A 16528-nucleotide genomic window follows, 5' to 3' on the forward strand; every position below is an offset into this window, starting at 1 on the left:
CAGCCCGGTGACCACGATGACGGCGCGCAGGCTCTCGAAACACCTGAAGGCCAACGGCTCGGTCGGCGACGTGGCGATCGTCTGGGCCGCCACCGACGACGGGAGCGGGTTATTCGGGGGGTTTATCGTCCCCGCCGACACCCCGGGGGTTTACCGGCAACACCATCCACCACAAGCTGTCCCTGCGCGCGTCGATCACCAACGAGCCTCGATGATGCGCGACAACTCGCGGACGCGATATTGCCCAACACGATCCGTCTCAAAGGGCCGCTGTCGTGCCTGTCGGAGGCGCGTTACGGAATTCTCAGGAGAGCAATGGGGCGGCGCGGTCCGCTCGGCAGCCCGCCGCCCTGCACTACGCGATGCACCGCCCAGTTCGGCCGTCCGATAGCCGGATTTCAACTGACTCAAGCCAAGCTCGTCGACATGGCGGTCGAACTCCACGAGGGTCAGCTGCTGTCGCTGCACCCGGGTCGCCTCAAAGACAGTGTGGGTCTGCGGCCCGACCAGGTCAGCTTCGGCAAGCTCAACCGCACCCGGGAGGCCATCGAGATCTGCCGAGCCGCTCGAACCATTCTGGGCGGCAACGGATATCGCTGGAGTACCCGGTCATCAGGCATATGGTCAACCTGGAATCGGTGCTGACCCACGAGGGCACCCCCGAGATGCACCAGCTGGTTCTCAGCCAGGCCTGCACCGACCTGGCCGCTTTCCGGTAGAACACAAGCATGCGGATTGTGCGACGAGCCGGTTGTGTGATGGTCGCTCTCGCGTTGGTGGCCGGATGCGGCCCGCGCCACCTTGCCTCCCCGCCGTCCCCCAGTAGCTCGGCCGCTAAGGCGGACGCGGTGCTGCGCGTGGTCGGTGACTTCATGGCGCAGACGCATCTGAGGGCGGTGATTGTCCGGGTTACCGCGGCCGGCACCGAGATCGTGACTCAGGCCGTCGGCGATTCGATGACCGGCGTGCCGGCCACCACCGAGATGCACTTCCGCAACGGCGCGGTGGCGATCTCCTACGTGTCGACCTTGCTGCTGAAACTGGTCGACGAAAAGAAGGTGAGCCTCGACGACAAGTTGTCCAAGTGGCTGCCCGATTTTCCGCACGCCGACCGCGTCACGCTGGGACAGCTGGCTCAGATGACATCGGGCTATCCCGATTATGTGCTGGGCAATGATGCGTTCGATAACTTGTTTTATGCCAACCCATTCCGGCAGTGGACAACTCAGGAAATACTCGCGCAGATCTCTTCCCGGCCGCTGCTTTATGAACCGGGCACCAACTGGAACTACGCGCACACCAATTACGTGCTGCTCGGTCTGGCGCTGGAGAAGGCTACCGGCCAAGATATTCCCACGCTGCTGGGCAAGAAGGTCCTTGCGCCGCTGGGCCTGACGGCCACCGCTAACTCCGATACACCCGCCATCCCCGAGCCCGTCCTGCACGCATTCAGCTCCGAGCGTCGCGCATTTCTGAAAATTCCTCCTGACACACCGTTTTACGAAGAATCGACGTACTGGAATCCGTCGTGGACCATCACTCATGGCGCGATCCAGACGACCACGATCTATGACCTGGAGGCCACCGCAGTCGGAATCGGTTCGGGCAAACTGCTTTCGCCGGAGTCGTACAAAAAGCTGGTGTCGACCGACCTGCGCGGCAAGACCCACGCTCAACCGGGCTGCCCGACCTGCTCGGAACAAGTTGACGGCTACACCTACGGTCTGGGCATCGTCATATCCGGCCACTGGCTGATGCAGAACCCCATGTTCGGCGGTTACGCCGCCATTGAGGCGTACCTGCCGTCGCAAAAGGTTGCGATCGCCGTCGTGGTCACGTATGCCCCCGACGCGTTCGACAATCAGGGCAACTACAGCAACCAGGCCGACACACTCTTTCGCAAGATCGGTGCGCAGGTAGTCCCGAACGAAGCCCCACCCATGCCACCGGGGAGATAACCATGGAACTCACACATCGGATCGTTCTCACTATCGTTGGGCTACTGGGCGTTTCGGCGGTGACGCCCCTGGCAGCCGCCGACCCGAGCGTGACGCTGCCCCCGATGACGTCTACCGGAGCCGGGCCCGTCATCGGCGTCGGGGATGCCGGTCTACAGCAGCGGATCTCACAGCAGCTGTATAGCTTCGGCAATCCCGACGTCCAAGAGGTTAACGGTTCCGACGCGGCTCAATTCATTACGGCCGCAGCGGCGGTGACCAACCGCGATCTGGCCTCCGTGTTCCAGCCTTTGCAGCGGGTGTTGGGTTGCCAACAAAACAATGCCGGCTTCGGGGCGCGCGCCTACCGACGGGCCGACGGGCAATGGGGCGGCGGGATGCTGGTCATCGCCAAGAGCACCGTCCCCGACGTCGACGCCCTCAAGTCTTGCGTTAAGTCCAGCTGGCGCAGAGCCACGGCGGGTGGGGAAGCATCGATGTGCAACAGCGGCTGGAGCTACCCGCCCTTCAGCGACACCCGCCGCGGCGGCGAGGGCTACTTTGTCCTGCTTGCCGGTACCGCCTCCGACTTCTGCAGTGCGCCCAACGCGAACTACCGGAACACCGCAAGCGGGTGGCCCAGCTAGCAGGTCGGCGGGTGGTCGTCGGGATCCGGTGGTGGGCACTGGGTGTCGGCGGCGGTGGTGACGGCTGCGCGGGCAATCGAGCGCGACCATGACCACTCGGACGTGGAGCGGCTCGCCCGCCCACATCGGTTCGAGGAACTGGGGCACCTCAAGGTTGAATTCGTTGCCACCCGACACTTGTTTGCGCTTGTGGTCGCGGCACTCGATGCTCATCCTGACGGTCTGACCCAGTAAGCTCCCTCGGCGTAGATGTCGACCTCGCGTGGCTCACCGGACACCAGGTCGATGAGCTCCGTGGACTCCGTGACCGCGTCCCTGCCCATGAGCTCAGTCAGCATCGTGATCAGCCGTTGGAAGTCATTGCTGCGCGGCGGCATACCTGGTGACGGTACATGCGCCGCGCCGCAACGACTGCGCCTGCGTCATTCGGCCCTGCTACGGCCGCGCCATGACTGACCGGCCCTCACCAGGCATCTGGTAATGCCGGCGAAGTTGACCTTGACTGGGTGGTATGGCTCTGGGCGATACCTGCCCGTGCTACACCTGGTGATCAACGATAACGGAGGGGCGGCAATGACCACCTACCGCAAAGCAATCTTGGCCGGCGGATGCTTTTGGGGCATGCAAGACCTGATCCGCAAGCAGCCGGGTGTGGTTTCCACCCGGGTCGGGTACAGCGGCGGCGACACCCCGCACGCAACGTATCGAAATCACGGCGCGCACGCCGAGGCCGTCGAGATCGTCTTCGACCCCAACGTCACCGCTTACCGCACCCTGCTGGAGTTTTTTTTCCAGATCCACGATCCGACAACGAGGAACCGCCAGGGCAACGACTGGGGACCCAGCTACCGCTCGGCCATCTTCTATCTCGACGACGAGCAGAAACTCATTGCGCTGGACACCATTGCCGACATCGAGGCCTCCGGCTTGTGGCCGGGCACAGTGGTGACCGAAGTCAGTCCGGCCGGCGATTTTTGGGAAGCCGAGCCGGAGCACCAGGACTACCTACTGCGCTACCCCAATGGGTACTCCTGCCACTTCATCCGCCCGGATTGGAAGTTGCCACGACGCGCTGACGCCGACCGCTAACGACGGCGCACCACGACCCGGCCGCCATCCCCGGGCGTGTAGGCAACGCCGCGGCAGTGCCAGCGCTCGTCCGGAGCCGTCGTCGGCTCGATAGCGAAGCGAAGCAACACCGTTCGAAGTACGACATCCATTTCCAGGTTGGCGAAAGCTGAACCGACACAACGGCGAGTGCCACCGCCGAAGGGAATCCATGCAAAAGCCGACGGCTTGCCGCCGATGTAACGCTGCGGATCGAAGCGGTCCGGATCGGGGAAACTTTCGGGATTAGCATGTATTTGCGCAATATTGATGACGATCGAATACCCGCCGGGAATCACCCACTCGCCGAGTTGGTAGACCTCAGGGTAAACATGGCGAGCCGTGAAATCGATTACGGTCCTGGTTCGCTGGACCTCCAGGATGGCGGCTTGCCGCAGCTCGTGGCCGCCGTTAGCGGCCTCGTCTACCAAAGCCGCCAGAATATCGGGGTGTCGGGTCAGCCGCTCGAAGGCCCAGCCCAGGGTGGCTGCTGTGGTTTCGTGTCCGGCGGCTAGCAGAGTGAGCAGCTCGTCGCTAATGTCCTTGCGCGACATGCGCGAGCCATCCTCGTAGCTGCTGCGCAGCAGCAGCGCCAACACGTCGGTGCGGTCAGCGAAGTTCGGGTCTGCTCGTTCGTCGTCGATCAGCTTGTCGATGACCGTGTCGTACTGGCGCCGATACTCGGCAAGCCGGCCCCACGGGCTGTATCGACCATAATTCCGTTTGGGTTTCGGCAATGCAGCCAGGCGCGAGCCCAGGGTGACCCAGGGCGGCAGTATCCGGCGCAGTTCGTCCAGTGCTGCGCCATTGGCTCCGAAGACAGCGCGCAGGATGGCGTTGAGGGTGATGTGCATCATTGACGGCAGCGTCGCGAAGGGCCGACCCTCGGGCCAACTGGCGGTCTCGAGAAGTGTCTCTTCTTCGATGATGGCCTCGTAGTTCTTCATGCCGTTGCCGTGGAACGGCGGCGCCAACAGCCGCCGCCGAAGGCGATGCTCATCGCCGTCGAGGGCGAACACCGAACCGGATCCGAACACGCGGCTCAGGTTCGGTTGGATGTTGCCCAGCACGTGGGGGCTGGTAGTGAAGATTTGTTTGGCCAACTGCGAATCGCCGACAACGATCGCGCGCCCGTAGATCGGGACGTTCAGTGCAAACACTTTGCCGTAACGGCGCGTCAGCCGTTGCATCATTCCGCGTCGCGACTGTGCAAATGCTAAACCCTGCAGAAACTTTGGCATGCGCGTTGCTGGTGGCAGCTTGACTGCCGCTGCCGCCGATTCGCGAGTGATCGCTTGACTCATGGAGGTATCACTTCCAACTCTGCCCCAGCAGCGGGGTTGGTACCACGGTGTACCAGAGGTTTACCAGGTACGGTACTCTTTGGTACCAACCCTGACAAGGTAGTGATGGCCGACGAAGGAGGCGCGCCCGTGACGGCAGTTGCTGGTAGCGCGGTACTCAGCGAAGTCGACCCATTTCGGTTGCGGTTGCTTGACGGCCTAGCAGCCTCCATCAGTGAGCGCGGTTATCGCGCCACAACCGTTGCCGACATCGTCCGCACCGCTCGTACGTCAAAGCGCACGTTCTACGACCAATTCTCCAGCAAAGAGGAATGCTTCCTCGAGCTGCTGCTGGCCGACGGCGAGAAGCTGGCCGAAAACATCCAGGCAGCGGTTGATCCCGAGGCCGACTGGCAGGACCAGATTTGCCAGGCCGTCGCAGCCTACGTAAGCCACATCGAATCCAGGCCGGCCATCACGTTGAGTTGGATCCGTGAGTTGCCATCGTTGGGTGCCGTCGCCTACCCGGTCCAGCGCCGCGGGATGGATCTGCTCACCAGTCTGCTCATCGCGCTGAGCGCCAGTCCGGGATTTCGGCGGGCTAACCTGCCGCCGCTGACCCTACCGCTGGCCGTCATCTTGCTCGGCGGTCTGCGTGAGCTGACCGCGCTGACCGTCGAAGATGGAAGAGCCATAAGAGAAGTCGTCCAACCGGCAGTGGATGCGTCCATCGCGTTGCTCGGCCCTCGCTGTTAGGCTGATCGCCACAACGCCTACTACGAGAGAGGTTCTACTATGCGGCTGTCGACCCGAAACCAATTCAAGGGCACTATCACCGACGTCGAGATCGGTGCCGTGCTGGCGATTGTGAAGGTTCGGCTCGACGGCGGCGATCAAGTGGTCACTTCCTCGATAACCAAGGATGCGGCTGTCGAACTCGGCCTCACGGTCGGCCAGCCCGCCACGGTATTCATCAAGCCGACTGACGTCACGATCGGGGTCGAGTAGCTCGGCAGGTACGCAGCTACCAAAAAGGTTGAACTGTTAGCCAGGGCAGCCGGTTAATCTACGTCCCGATGCGAAGGAACGCGCGCACCCGGTCCAGCACCAGATCGGGCCGCTGCTCGACGATCCAATGACCCACGCCGTCAACCAGTTCGACCTCGAAATCACTTGCGCGGTCACCATAGCCGCGCAGTAGGTTGGGTGTGATTACCGGATCACCAGTGCCGTGCAACCAGCGCACCGGAACGTCGACTCGTGCGTCGTCGTATTCACCCCGCAGCCAGCGCAGCATTTCCTTCGTCTGGAAGCTCCGGTACCACCGTGAGCCGGCCTCGGCGTGCCCAGGCTGGCGCATGCGCTCAACGTAGATCTGCACGTCGTCGTCGGGCACCCGGAATCCGGCACCGACCCAGGACGCCAGCATCCGGAAGTAACGGGCCTTAGGATCGGCGATCAGCCGAGGCCCGATCACTGGCAACGACATCGGGATTTGGTACCAGAACCGCCACATGTGCCCGAACATCCCCAGGTCTCGGCGCACCCACGGCGCCGAGGTGTTCAGGCCGAAGAACCCGGTCACCTTCGCTGGATGACGCAGCATCATGATGAAGGCGACCGGTCCGCCCCAGTCATGGGCAACCAGTTTGACCTTGTCCACACCCAGCCGGTCTAGCACCGCGGCCAGATCATCAGCCATGTCACGTTTCAGATAGCTCGAGCGGGGCGCCGAGCTCCAGCCCGCACCACGCAGGTCGGGACACAACACCCGATAGCCGTCAGCGGCCAGCGGGCCAATCAGCTCGTGCCACTCCCACCAGTTCTCCGGGAAGCCATGCACCAGCATCACCGCCGGCCCATCGGCCGGGCCGGCGGCGGCGACGTGGATGGTCACCCCGTCACCCACATCGACAAACCTGTGTTCGACACCGTCCAGCGCGGGCAAAGTGGTCATGTTTGAGAAGGTAGTGGCAGCGCCCCGTTATGGCGAGCAGACACAGAATCGCACAGTTTGCGCGCAGAACGTGCGATTCTGTGTCTGCTCACGGCGCCAACAGATCGGTCAACAGCAGACAGTTCTTGAGCAGCTGCAGCAGTTGCCCCGAGCAGTTGACCACGCGGGCGCTGTGCAGCCCGCCGATGTCACGCAGTCCGGCGAGGTAGCGATCGAGTCGCTCACTCGATAGTCTTCAACGCCGAAATCCTGCAGACCGGTAGCAGCAGTGGCCTTGACGTGCAGCACGTCAGCGTTCAGCGGCAGTCTGGTTCGATTGTTGCGCTAAATCGACCCACGCGACCCGAGGCAACACTCGTGAAGGCATCGGAAGTGTGACAAGCCTGCACGAAGCTCAGCAGTGTCGCGGCCGGCCCTGCACACGTCGATCGACGTGGCGGTGCGCATCAACGCACACCGTGTTCGGCCAACCTCTTGATCGCGGCCAGGGTCTTGTCGATCGCAGCCTCGAACTCCCGCAGTCGCACGAAGACGATTTTTTGTTCTTTGTCGGGCATCGACTCAATGACGCTGGACAACCCGGAGCGGCCTGGCCCCAGCTGCGTCCCAAACGTCAGTGCGGTGCCTCCGTCGCGGGGCGTCAGCCGGAACCGCCAGGTAGCCGAGGGGTTGTCGGGTTCACCTACAGTCCAAGTAAATTCGCGCGGTTGGTCGCAGCAGACAATTTCTGACATGGCGCTCCATTGTCCGAACGCGTCGTGTTCGTTGTAACCGACGAACCGGGCGCCGAGCCGGGGACCGGTGGCGCCGTCGACCCATTCCACCGCCTGCAGCTCGTTGCTCAGCGTCGCCATCAGCTCAATATCAGAGACCAGACTCCAGACGCGTTCGGGTTCGGCGTCGATCCACGTCGAAGCTTCCACCGTCGGCTGGTCCGCATACCGGGCGCCGGTCCACTCCACGGGCCCCATTGTCCACCACTTGGTCCCGGAGAGCGCCTTCGCAAGTGGGCCCGAATAGATCGAGCCTGCGTGCAGCGCTAGCCGCTCCCGAGAAGACGCATGCTGTGCGATCCCGACCTCGGCAAGGCGAGCTTCACGATCTTGCGGACAACGGTGGCGAACTGCCGCGGCAGCGGGCCGCGGTGGTACGCAATGCCGTATCGAGCGCAAACCTGTTGCACCTCGGGCGCGATCTCGGCGTATCGGCGGGCGGGCAAATCGGGGAACAGATGGTGTTCGATCTGGTGCGATAGGTTGCCCGACAGCAGATGAAAGAGCTTGCCGCCGGTCAGGTTAGCCGAACCGAGGACCTGGCGGAAGTACCACATCCCGCGGGACTCACCCTGGGTCTCTGCGACGGTGAATTCTTGTGTGCCGTCCGGGAAGTGGCCGCAGAAGATAATGAGGTACGACCACACGTTGCGTATCAGGTTGGCCGTGAGGTTGCCGGTAAAGACGAACGGCGCGAACGGCCCAGCCAACAGCGGGAAGGCGACGTAGTCCTTGAGTGTCTGCCGGCGCGTTTTCTTCCAGATCGCGCGCAACACCTCACGCTTATCGGCAACACGGAGTTCGCCGGCCCGGATACGCTCACTTTCCAGTTCGTGCAGCGCTACGCCGTACTGGAACAACACCATCAGCAAGAACGCGTAGACCGGGTTGCCCAGGAAGTACGGCTCCCACGGTTGGTCTTCGCTCATCCGCAAGATGCCGTAACCAATGTCGCGGTCCATCCCCACGATATTGGTGTAGGTGTGGTGCACGTAGTTATGCGAGTGCCGCCACTGATCGGCCGGGCAGGCGGTGTCCCACTCGAAGGAACGCGCGGAGATGGCCGGGTCCCCCATCCAGTCGTACTGACCGTGCATAACGTTGTGGCCGATCTCCATGTTGTCCAGGATCTTCGACAGCCCTAACATTGTGGTTCCCAGCGCCCAAGCCGGTGGCAGGAACAGCAATGCGCGTCCGCCAACTTCTAGGGCGCGTTGGGCCTTGATGACGCGGCGGATGTAGTCAGCATCTTCTTGGCCGAGGTCTGCCATCACACGTCGTTTGATGGCGTCGAGTTCGCGGCCGAACGCGTCGGCCTGCTCCGGGGTCAGGGTGATCTTGTTGGGTGGCACGTTGAGTGGCATTGAGAACTCCTTGAAGGTTTCGTCGCGGCTGCAAACCGTCGCTCGATTTCACAGTCGCGTGCAGGTGTGGGGCTACAGCGACAGATCGACATCCCCGACGGGGACCGATACGCAGATCTGCACGTCCTCGTCCGGGATGGTCGACACCGCACCGGTGATCAGGTTTCGCACGGTTCCGGAGGTCTTGCGCCGGGTGCAGGTATGGCAGATGCCCATCCGGCATCCGTTATCCGGTGTCAGGCCGGCAGATTCGGCCTGTTCCAGCAGCGAGCGGCCGTCGTCGACGACGTCAATACCGCTGTCGGCGAACGTGACTCGTCCGCCTGAGGGGTTTACCGGCGTCTCGAGCAGCGGTGGCACGAAGCTTTCGGTGAACACCGTGTGACACTGCTGCCGCGCGGCATCGACTAATGGCTTTGGCCCGCAGACGAACACAGCGTCCGGCGCCGGCATCGCCGCGGCGAGGTGCTGCGGCCCGAAGCGGCCTACCAGAGCACCGCCGTTTGAGCCGGTGTAGCCGTGCAGAACTCGCACGCCAGGCAGATCGTTGTGGGCGGCAAGTTCCTCGCGGTAGCAGGCCTCCGCGGAAGTGCGCGCGTAATGGATGAACGCAATCTCACCCTGATGCCGTTCGGCAATCAGGGTGCGCAGCATCGCCATCACAGGTGTAATGCCGCTTCCGCCTGATACGAACAGAATTCGGCCGGGCCGGCGTGCGGGCAACACAAAGTCCCCACCCACACCGGTCACGCCGACTACCAGGCCGCGGCGGGCGCGCTCATAAAGGTAGGTCGAGACCAGTCCCCCGTCGTGGCGGCCGACGGTCAGCTCGAGTGTCGAGCTGCCTTCGGCGTTGGCCGGCGAATAGCAGCGAGTGTGCCGGCGGCCGTCGATGTCAAGACTGACGTTGACGTACTGGCCGGCCTTGACAGTGTGGGACGATCGGAAGGTGTCGTTGGGAGCCAGCATCAGGGTGACGCTGCGCGGCGTGGTCCGCTGCACGTCGATCACCTTGGCACGGGCCGCGCCCAGCGTCCACGTCGGCGCGACGAGCTCGGTGTAGCGATCGATGCCGTGCGGGCCGGTGAGCAGATCCACCAGGTCCGAACCCAGGACTCGCTTCTTCAACGTTTGAGTGAACATATGTACACAGTGATGTGCGATTTGACTGGTCGTCAAGGTTCCACCGCAGGTCTGTGGTAGGGTTCACACAGTGAACGACCGTATTCCTAGCTCACATTCGCACCGGTCGGACCGGGTCCGTACCCGTAATACCCCGTCACGGGAGGAGCGTAAGGCGGCCACTCGGCGTGCCATCATCGCAGCGGCGCTGAAACTGCTGCAGGATCGCAGTTTCAGCGGCCTGAGCCTGCGGGAGGTGACCCGGGAGGCCGGGATCGTGCCAGCAGCGTTCTACCGTCACTTCGAGTCGATGGAGGCCCTCGGACTGGTCCTGATCGACGAGTCCTTCCGCAGTCTGCGCGATACGTTGCGGGGGGCGCGCGCCGGCAAGCTCGACCCCAACCGCGTGATCGAGTCGTCCGTCGAGATTTTGGTGGCCAGTGTCGCCGAAAGACGCGAGCATTGGCGCCTTATCGGCCGGGAGCGCAACAGCGGTCTGTCCGTGCTGCGCTACGCCATCCGCACCGAGATCCGGCTGATCACCTCCGAGCTGGCCACCGACCTGGCGCGCTTCCCAGGGCTCAACGAGTGGAGCACCGAAGACCTCAACATCCTGGCAACGCTGTTCGTCAACGCGATGAGCGTCATCGCCGAAGCCATCGAGGACGCGCAGAGCGCCGATGCGCTCGAAGAGATCCGGCGGATCGCTGTCAAGCAGCTGCGGATGATCGCGATTGGCGTCGCTGGCTGGAAAAGCAAGCTGTGATGAGACGGGCTCAGGCTGTCGGCACCGACTCTCTGGGCGTGTTTCTAAGTGCGCCGCACCAAGCGATAGCGGCGGTAGCTGCGACGCTGGCCGGCGACACTCGTGTGCGGGGACAGGATCCCGGCCGGGGCCGCCTCTCGCCCCTGCCGTACACCTTGCTGGGTGGTGAGATAGCAACTAGGTCGTCGATCGCCATGGGCACCGGTTGCCCGCACAGGCGGCTCAATAAACCTGCTTAGACGCAAAGCGGAAAACGCGGGCACCGACGTGCTTGAACAAGCTATCGCGGTTCGCGCCACATCCGCCACAGCGGCGGCCCGCCGTTCGGTAACACAATCTCGCCGATGACGGTGAATCCGAAACGCTCGTAGTAAGGGACGTTGTCGGGCTTGGACGACTCGAGATACGCCGGGCAGTACTCGGCATCGCAGCGATCCAGTCGGGACCGCATCAACGCCTGCCCGAAGCCTTTGCCCCGCACCATCGGATCACTGCCAATTGTGGCAAGGTACCAGTGCGGTTCTTCTGGATGGGCGTTCTTCATCACTTCCTGCGCAGCACGTCCCATCGCCGACCGGAAGCCAAACACTCTAAACAGCGCCGGTTTCATTGCCAGCTCCGACATGCGTGTCTCCCGCCACTGATTCGGCGGATCCCACAATGCTGCGGCTTCGATGCCATGTCCGTCGCCAGTCACCTCAACACCCCCGCGCGCCAGGTGGTGGTGGCGTGTCATCGTCGCAAACAGCCGATGTAAATGCCCGAGCCGAGACTTCGCGTCAGGAAACAGCCACATCATTACCGGGTCGTCGTTGAAGGCTCGGGCCAGCGTGCGTGACAGTGCGCGGATATCAGCCTTCTGCGCTGGTCGTGTCTGTGCGCTCACTCTACTCAAACTAGTGGGTAACGGCTCGAATTCGCAGCGGACCCTGTCTGAAACGCTAGCTCGAAGGTGTAATGGGATGGGTGGCGGGTAGGCGAGGTCAGTGACCAGCATCTCACGGCGGACGTTCGCGCGGGTGGCCGCCGGAGCAGGTGTGCTGGGCGCCGGGGGGCTATCGGGAGGCTGCGAGACCCGCAACCGGGACCGCGGCGCACCAGCCGGCCCGCCGGCCGCGCCCGCCAAGAGCGTCGGAGTGGTGCTGTCGCACGAGCAATTCCGCGCCGATCAGCTGGTGGCGCAAGCCCAGGCTGCCGAACGTGCCGGCTTTCAGTACGTGTGGGCCAGCGACCACCTGCAGCCTTGGCAAGACAACCAGGGTCATTCAATGTTTCCCTGGCTGACCTTGGCTCTGGTGGGTAACAGCACTACCCACATTTCGTTCGGCACTGGGGTGACCTGCCCCATTTATCGCTACCATCCGGCTATAGTGGCCCAGGCCTTCGCCTCGTTGGCGCTTTTGAGTCCGGCCCGGGTGTTTTTGGGATTAGGTACCGGCGAGCGACTCAACGAACAGGCCGCCACCAACACGTTCGGTTCCTATGCCGAGCGACACGACCGGCTGCTAGAGGCCATCCGGCTCATCCGCATGCTATGGACAGGTGAACGAATCTCTTTTGCTGGCCGGTACTTTCAGACCAATGCCCTGAAACTCTACGACCTACCCGCTACCCCGCCACCGATCTTCGTGGCCGCCAGCGGCCCTAAGAGCGCGACGCTGGCCGGCCGGTACGGGGACGGCTGGATCACCCAATCTGCCGACCTCAAGAACCCGCAGTTGCGCGCCGCATTCGACGCTGGAGCACAAGGCGCCGGGCGCGATCCGGCCACCCTGGAAAAACGCGCCGAACTCTTTGCCGTCGTGGGTGATCACACCGAAGCCGAGCGGGCTGCCGCTTTGTGGCGCTTTACCGCCGGGGCCGTCGACCAGCCCAACCCGGTCGAGATCCAGCGTGCCGCTGAGTCCAACCCCGTCGAAAAGGTGCTCAGCAACTGGGCGGTCGGCACTGACCCGTCGGTTCATACTCGCGCGGTGCAGGCCATTGTCGACGCCGGCGCTGTGCCCTTCCTGCATTTTCCGCAAGATGACCCGACAGTGGCCATCGAGTTCTATCGCACCAGCGTCTTGCCGAAGTTGCACTGATTGCAGCTCCCTTTGCGAACGGAAGTCGGAGCCCCCGGCTGCCGCCCGACCTAGACTGCCGTCCGGTCGCCCTTACGATGGGATAGCTCCATCAACGATGCCGGTGCGACGCCGCCCCGGGGAACGGTTGCCGACGTGTGGGACTTCGAAACAGAACCGGAATACCAGGCCAAGCTCGACTGGGTCAAAGGCTTTATGGTCGAGGAACTGGAGCCTCTCGATCTTGTCGCTCTTGATCCCTACGACAAGAAGAACCCCGATCTGATGGCGATCCTGCGACCGTTGCAGCAGCAGGTCAAGGATCAGGGACTGTGGGCCGCACACTTGCGACCCGAGCTTGGTGGACAGGGATTCGGCCAAGTCAAGCTCGCGCTGCTCAACGAAATCATCGGGCGCTCGCGCTGGGCGCCGTCGGTGTTCGGCTGCCAAGCACCCGACTCGGGCAACGCCGAAATCCTGGCCCTATTCGGCACTGAAGAACAGCAGGCCCGCTACCTGCAGCCGCTGCTGGAAGGCGAGATCACGTCGTGCTACTCGATGACCGAGCCGCAGGGGGGCTCTGACCCCGGATTGTTCGTGACCACCGCGACCCGCGACGGCGATAGCTGGATCATCAATGGGGAGAAGTGGTTTTCTACCAATGCCAAGCATGCGTCGTTCTTCATCGTTATGGCTGTCACCAATCCCGACGTCCACACGCACGAAAAGATGTCGCTGTTCATCGTTCCGGCCGAGACTGCGGGCATCGAGATCGTGCGCAATGTCGGCGTGGGCGCTGAATCCGCGCAGCACGCCAGCCATGGGTATGTCCGGTATAGCGATGTCCGGGTACCGGCCGATCATGTGCTCGGCGGTGAGGGCCAAGCCTTCATGATTGCCCAGACGCGCCTTGGCGGCGGCCGCATTCACCATGCAATGCGCACAATTGCCCTGGCGCGCCTGGCATTCGACATGATGTGTGAGCGCGCCGTGTCACGCAAGACTCGGCACGGTCGATTGGCCGACTTCCAGATGACTCAAGAAAAGATCGCCGAAAGCTGGATTCAGATAGAGCAGTTCCGGCTGCTGGTGCTGCGCACCGCATGGCTGATTGACAAACACAACGATTATCAGAAGGTACGCCGCGACATTGCGGCGGTGAAAGTTGCCATGCCCCAGGTACTGCACGACGTCGCGCAACGCGCCATGCACCTGCACGGTGCCCTCGGCGTTTCCGACGAGATGCCGTTCGTAAAAATGCTGGTCGCTGCCGAGTCGCTCGGTATCGCCGACGGCGCCACCGAACTGCACAAGATGACGGTGGCCCGACGCACCCTCCGCGAGTACGAGCCCGTGACAACGCCTTTCCCGTCACAGCACATTCCGACCCGACGCGCGGCCGCGGAGGCGCGCCTGGAGCATGCAATAGCCGAGTTCTGACCACGCATACACACGTACGCGACGCGCTGGGAACCGTAGCCGCGCTTACGTTTTCACGCGATCGCGGGTCAGGAAATGTAGCGCACCACGCTTTCGGCCACACAGGCCGGTTTCGGCAAATCCGCGACCTCGATGGTCGTTGACATAGTCGCTTGCACAGCACCGTTACCCAGGTCTTCCACACTGACCAATGAGCTCTGTGCCCGCACCCGCGACCCGACCGGCACCGGCGCGGGAAAACGGACTTTGTTCAGGCCGTAGTTGATTGCGAGCTTGATGCCCTTAACGGTGTACATCTCGTGCTGCAGCCGCGGTAACAGCGACAGCGTCATAAAGCCATGGGCGATGGTTCTACCGAACGGGCCCTTGGCCGCTCGCTCCGGGTCGACGTGTATCCACTGGTGGTCACCTGTCGCATCGGCAAACAGGTCCACGTCGTCTTGAGTGATGGTCACCCAGTCGCTCTGCCCGATCTTCTCTCCCGCAGCGGCGGCAAGGTCGGCGACTGACTCGAAGGTGCGCATGGCTCTCTCCTCTGCTCGGGGGTAAGCATAGATCGTGAGGTTGTTGCTGATGGCCGATACTCATGTCCCCAAGCGGGCACCGGACCTGCCCACGCAGGTTTGGGATGAAGTCGGCAACGCAGACGTGGTCGTCCATGCAGGTGACTGGGTGTCAGCCGAGCTACTCGACAAACTCAAGGTGCGGTCCACGCGTCTGGTGGCCTGTTGGGGCAACAACGACGGACCGGTATTGCGGTCGCGGCTGCCCGAGCGGGCAGACGTGACGCTGGAGGGTCTGCGCCTCACCGTGGTGCACGAGACTGGAGCTGCCGCCGGCCGCGAAGCACGCATGTCGCGAATTTATCCCGACAGCGAAGTGCTGGTGTTTGGTCACAGTCACATCCCGTGGGATACGACCACACACACCGGACTGCGGCTGTTGAACCCCGGCTCACCGACTGATCGCCGCAGACAACCGCACTGCACCTACATGACCGCGACGCTGCAGAAAGGCGCCCTGAACAGCGTCGTACTGCATCAAGTCCCAAGGCCCTTGCGCTATCCCGGAAGGCGCGCGGCTCAATAGAACTGATCGTCAATCGCTATCTAGCTGAGCCTATTCCGGGCTGACTCTCAATCGTTAGCCAACCGCGATGTCCGGCTTCGGCGGCGACACCCGGATTACCGTGTCCCGCTGTGTTTCACTCGCCCAGAACAGATTCGACCGCGATATGCGGCAGACGCAAGTTGGGATGGGTAGGGATGGTACAAGCCATGAAGTTCGTCGAAAAGCTGCGTGGCGCCGCGAGAACCATGCCCCGCCGGCTGGGTATCGCGGCTGTGGGGGCGGCCCTACTATCCGGCGCAGTGAACGCCGTCGGCGGATCGGTGCCTGCCGCCGCGTTCTCCAGGCCCGGTCTTCCCGTCGAGTACCTTCAGATACCGTCATCGTCGATGGGTCGCAATATCAAGGTCCAGTTCCAGGGTGGCGGTGCGCACTCCGTCTACCTCCTCGACGGTCTTCGCGCCCAAGACGACTACAGCGGGTGGGACATCAATACCCCGGCGTTCGAGGAGTTCTACCAATCCGGTCTGTCGGTGGTGATGCCCGTCGGTGGCCAGTCCAGCTTCTACAGCGACTGGTACCAGCCCTCGCAGGGCAACGGTCAGAATTACACCTACAAGTGGGAGACTTTCCTGACCAGGGAGATGCCTACGTGGCTGCAAGCCAACAAGGGTCTTTCACCGGCCGGCAATGCAGCTGTGGGTCTTTCCATGTCAGGAGGTTCGGCACTGATTTTTGCCGCGTACTATCCGCAGCAGTTCCCTTACGCCGCATCATTATCGGGTTTCATGAACCCGTCCGAGGGCTGGTGGCCGACGCTGATCGGTCTGGCGATGAACGACTCCGGCGGTTACAACGCCAACAGCATGTGGGGCCAGTCCACCGATCCGGCCTGGAAGCGCAATGACCCGATGGTCCAGATTCCGCGATTAGTTGCCAACAACACTAGGGTCTGGGTCTACTGCGGAAACGGTACTCCCAGCGACCTGGGCGGCGACAAC

General features: G+C 62.9%; 18 protein-coding genes and 1 pseudogene. 11 read left to right on the forward strand and 8 right to left on the reverse strand.

Translation table 11 applies throughout. From position 1 onward, the window contains the following. The 3 genes and pseudogenes from F0Q45_RS17585 to F0Q45_RS17595 form a co-directional block, all read left to right on the forward strand. Nucleotides 1-719: pseudogene (locus F0Q45_RS17585) on the forward strand (acyl-CoA dehydrogenase family protein); the annotation flags it as partial. Between the two features lie 9 nt (nucleotides 720-728). Then, nucleotides 729-1958, forward strand: a complete 1230-nt coding sequence (locus F0Q45_RS17590) for a serine hydrolase domain-containing protein (RefSeq protein WP_149655158.1) — start codon at nucleotides 729-731, stop codon at nucleotides 1956-1958. 2 nt (nucleotides 1959-1960) lie between these two features. Next, nucleotides 1961-2584: a hypothetical protein gene (locus tag F0Q45_RS17595; protein WP_149655159.1), complete on the forward strand. Its 624-nt coding sequence runs from the start codon at nucleotides 1961-1963 to the stop codon at nucleotides 2582-2584. Nucleotides 2585-2793: 209 nt separating this feature from the next. Here the strand turns inward: F0Q45_RS17595 and F0Q45_RS27835 are convergent, their stop codons facing one another. Beyond that, entirely contained in the window at nucleotides 2794-2961 is a 168-nt protein-coding gene (locus tag F0Q45_RS27835) for a hypothetical protein (RefSeq protein WP_188113003.1), read from the reverse strand. A gap of 196 nt (nucleotides 2962-3157) precedes the next feature. On the opposite strand from F0Q45_RS27835, the gene msrA reads away from it, so the two are divergent. Beyond that, nucleotides 3158-3673 (forward strand): peptide-methionine (S)-S-oxide reductase MsrA, encoded by a 516-nt coding sequence (gene msrA / locus F0Q45_RS17600; RefSeq protein WP_149655173.1) that lies wholly within the window; start codon nucleotides 3158-3160, stop codon nucleotides 3671-3673. On the opposite strand, the gene F0Q45_RS17605 is transcribed toward msrA, so the two are convergent. Then, nucleotides 3670-4995 (reverse strand): cytochrome P450, encoded by a 1326-nt coding sequence (locus F0Q45_RS17605; protein ID WP_149655160.1) that lies wholly within the window; start codon nucleotides 4993-4995, stop codon nucleotides 3670-3672. The two genes, msrA and F0Q45_RS17605, sit on opposite strands and share 4 nt — an antisense overlap. A gap of 129 nt (nucleotides 4996-5124) precedes the next feature. Here F0Q45_RS17605 and F0Q45_RS17610 point away from each other — a divergent pair, with 129 nt between their 5' ends. After that, entirely contained in the window at nucleotides 5125-5730 is a 606-nt protein-coding gene (locus tag F0Q45_RS17610) for a TetR/AcrR family transcriptional regulator (protein ID WP_149655161.1), read from the forward strand. Nucleotides 5731-5769: 39 nt separating this feature from the next. Continuing rightward, nucleotides 5770-5982: a TOBE domain-containing protein gene (locus tag F0Q45_RS17615; RefSeq protein ID WP_149655162.1), complete on the forward strand. Its 213-nt coding sequence runs from the start codon at nucleotides 5770-5772 to the stop codon at nucleotides 5980-5982. Between the two features lie 58 nt (nucleotides 5983-6040). Here F0Q45_RS17615 and F0Q45_RS17620 read toward each other — a convergent pair whose 3' ends face one another. The 4 genes from F0Q45_RS17620 to F0Q45_RS17640 form a co-directional block, all read right to left on the reverse strand. Then, the gene (locus F0Q45_RS17620) at nucleotides 6041-6931 is read right to left on the reverse strand and encodes an alpha/beta fold hydrolase (RefSeq protein ID WP_149655163.1); all 891 of its coding nucleotides are present in this window, start codon (nucleotides 6929-6931) and stop codon (nucleotides 6041-6043) included. Between the two features lie 446 nt (nucleotides 6932-7377). Then, the gene (locus F0Q45_RS17630; RefSeq protein WP_149655164.1) at nucleotides 7378-7902 is read right to left on the reverse strand and encodes an SRPBCC family protein; all 525 of its coding nucleotides are present in this window, start codon (nucleotides 7900-7902) and stop codon (nucleotides 7378-7380) included. 68 nt (nucleotides 7903-7970) lie between these two features. Further along, nucleotides 7971-9056, reverse strand: a complete 1086-nt coding sequence (locus F0Q45_RS17635; protein WP_149655174.1) for a fatty acid desaturase family protein — start codon at nucleotides 9054-9056, stop codon at nucleotides 7971-7973. An 84-nt stretch (nucleotides 9057-9140) separates the two neighbouring features. Then, entirely contained in the window at nucleotides 9141-10211 is a 1071-nt protein-coding gene (locus tag F0Q45_RS17640; protein ID WP_149655165.1) for a flavin reductase family protein, read from the reverse strand. 70 nt (nucleotides 10212-10281) lie between these two features. Here F0Q45_RS17640 and F0Q45_RS17645 point away from each other — a divergent pair, with 70 nt between their 5' ends. After that, nucleotides 10282-10956: a TetR family transcriptional regulator gene (locus F0Q45_RS17645; protein ID WP_149655166.1), complete on the forward strand. Its 675-nt coding sequence runs from the start codon at nucleotides 10282-10284 to the stop codon at nucleotides 10954-10956. Nucleotides 10957-11236: 280 nt separating this feature from the next. Here the strand turns inward: F0Q45_RS17645 and F0Q45_RS17650 are convergent, their stop codons facing one another. After that, on the reverse strand, nucleotides 11237-11842 hold the full coding sequence (locus tag F0Q45_RS17650) for a GNAT family N-acetyltransferase (RefSeq protein WP_149655167.1): 606 nt from the start codon (nucleotides 11840-11842) through the stop codon (nucleotides 11237-11239). A gap of 100 nt (nucleotides 11843-11942) precedes the next feature. Here F0Q45_RS17650 and F0Q45_RS17655 point away from each other — a divergent pair, with 100 nt between their 5' ends. After that, entirely contained in the window at nucleotides 11943-13040 is a 1098-nt protein-coding gene (locus tag F0Q45_RS17655; RefSeq protein ID WP_149655168.1) for a F420-dependent hydroxymycolic acid dehydrogenase, read from the forward strand. A 135-nt stretch (nucleotides 13041-13175) separates the two neighbouring features. Beyond that, on the forward strand, nucleotides 13176-14459 hold the full coding sequence (locus tag F0Q45_RS17660) for an acyl-CoA dehydrogenase family protein (RefSeq protein ID WP_149655169.1): 1284 nt from the start codon (nucleotides 13176-13178) through the stop codon (nucleotides 14457-14459). Between the two features lie 68 nt (nucleotides 14460-14527). Here the strand turns inward: F0Q45_RS17660 and F0Q45_RS17665 are convergent, their stop codons facing one another. Further along, nucleotides 14528-14983, reverse strand: coding sequence for a MaoC family dehydratase (locus F0Q45_RS17665; protein ID WP_149655170.1), 456 nt, complete (start codon nucleotides 14981-14983; stop codon nucleotides 14528-14530). 34 nt (nucleotides 14984-15017) lie between these two features. Here F0Q45_RS17665 and F0Q45_RS17670 point away from each other — a divergent pair, with 34 nt between their 5' ends. After that, nucleotides 15018-15548 (forward strand): metallophosphoesterase family protein, encoded by a 531-nt coding sequence (locus tag F0Q45_RS17670; RefSeq protein ID WP_149655171.1) that lies wholly within the window; start codon nucleotides 15018-15020, stop codon nucleotides 15546-15548. A gap of 188 nt (nucleotides 15549-15736) precedes the next feature. Continuing rightward, a partial coding sequence (ag85C, locus tag F0Q45_RS17675) for a diacylglycerol acyltransferase/mycolyltransferase Ag85C (protein ID WP_149655172.1) occupies nucleotides 15737-16528 on the forward strand: 792 nt, incomplete at its 3' end.

It is taken from the genome of Mycobacterium simiae (assembly GCF_008370645.1).
Lineage (GTDB): Bacteria > Actinomycetota > Actinomycetes > Mycobacteriales > Mycobacteriaceae > Mycobacterium > Mycobacterium simiae_A.

Bases quoted from the DNA above. Each gene is read 5' to 3' on its own strand.
- F0Q45_RS17630 (WP_149655164.1), bottom strand. From the start codon at position 7,902: ATGGGGCCCGTGGAGTGGACCGGCGCCCGGTATGCGGACCAGCCGACG.
- F0Q45_RS27835 (WP_188113003.1), bottom strand. From the start codon at position 2,961: ATGCCGCCGCGCAGCAATGACTTCCAACGGCTGATCACGATGCTGACT.
- F0Q45_RS17620 (WP_149655163.1), bottom strand. From the start codon at position 6,931: ATGACCACTTTGCCCGCGCTGGACGGTGTCGAACACAGGTTTGTCGAT.
- F0Q45_RS17665 (WP_149655170.1), bottom strand. From the start codon at position 14,983: ATGCGCACCTTCGAGTCAGTCGCCGACCTTGCCGCCGCTGCGGGAGAG.
- F0Q45_RS17590 (WP_149655158.1), top strand. From the start codon at position 729: ATGCGGATTGTGCGACGAGCCGGTTGTGTGATGGTCGCTCTCGCGTTG.
- F0Q45_RS17595 (WP_149655159.1), top strand. From the start codon at position 1,961: ATGGAACTCACACATCGGATCGTTCTCACTATCGTTGGGCTACTGGGC.
- F0Q45_RS17615 (WP_149655162.1), top strand. From the start codon at position 5,770: ATGCGGCTGTCGACCCGAAACCAATTCAAGGGCACTATCACCGACGTC.
- F0Q45_RS17640 (WP_149655165.1), bottom strand. From the start codon at position 10,211: ATGTTCACTCAAACGTTGAAGAAGCGAGTCCTGGGTTCGGACCTGGTG.
- F0Q45_RS17605 (WP_149655160.1), bottom strand. From the start codon at position 4,995: ATGAGTCAAGCGATCACTCGCGAATCGGCGGCAGCGGCAGTCAAGCTG.
- msrA (WP_149655173.1), top strand. From the start codon at position 3,158: ATGACCACCTACCGCAAAGCAATCTTGGCCGGCGGATGCTTTTGGGGC.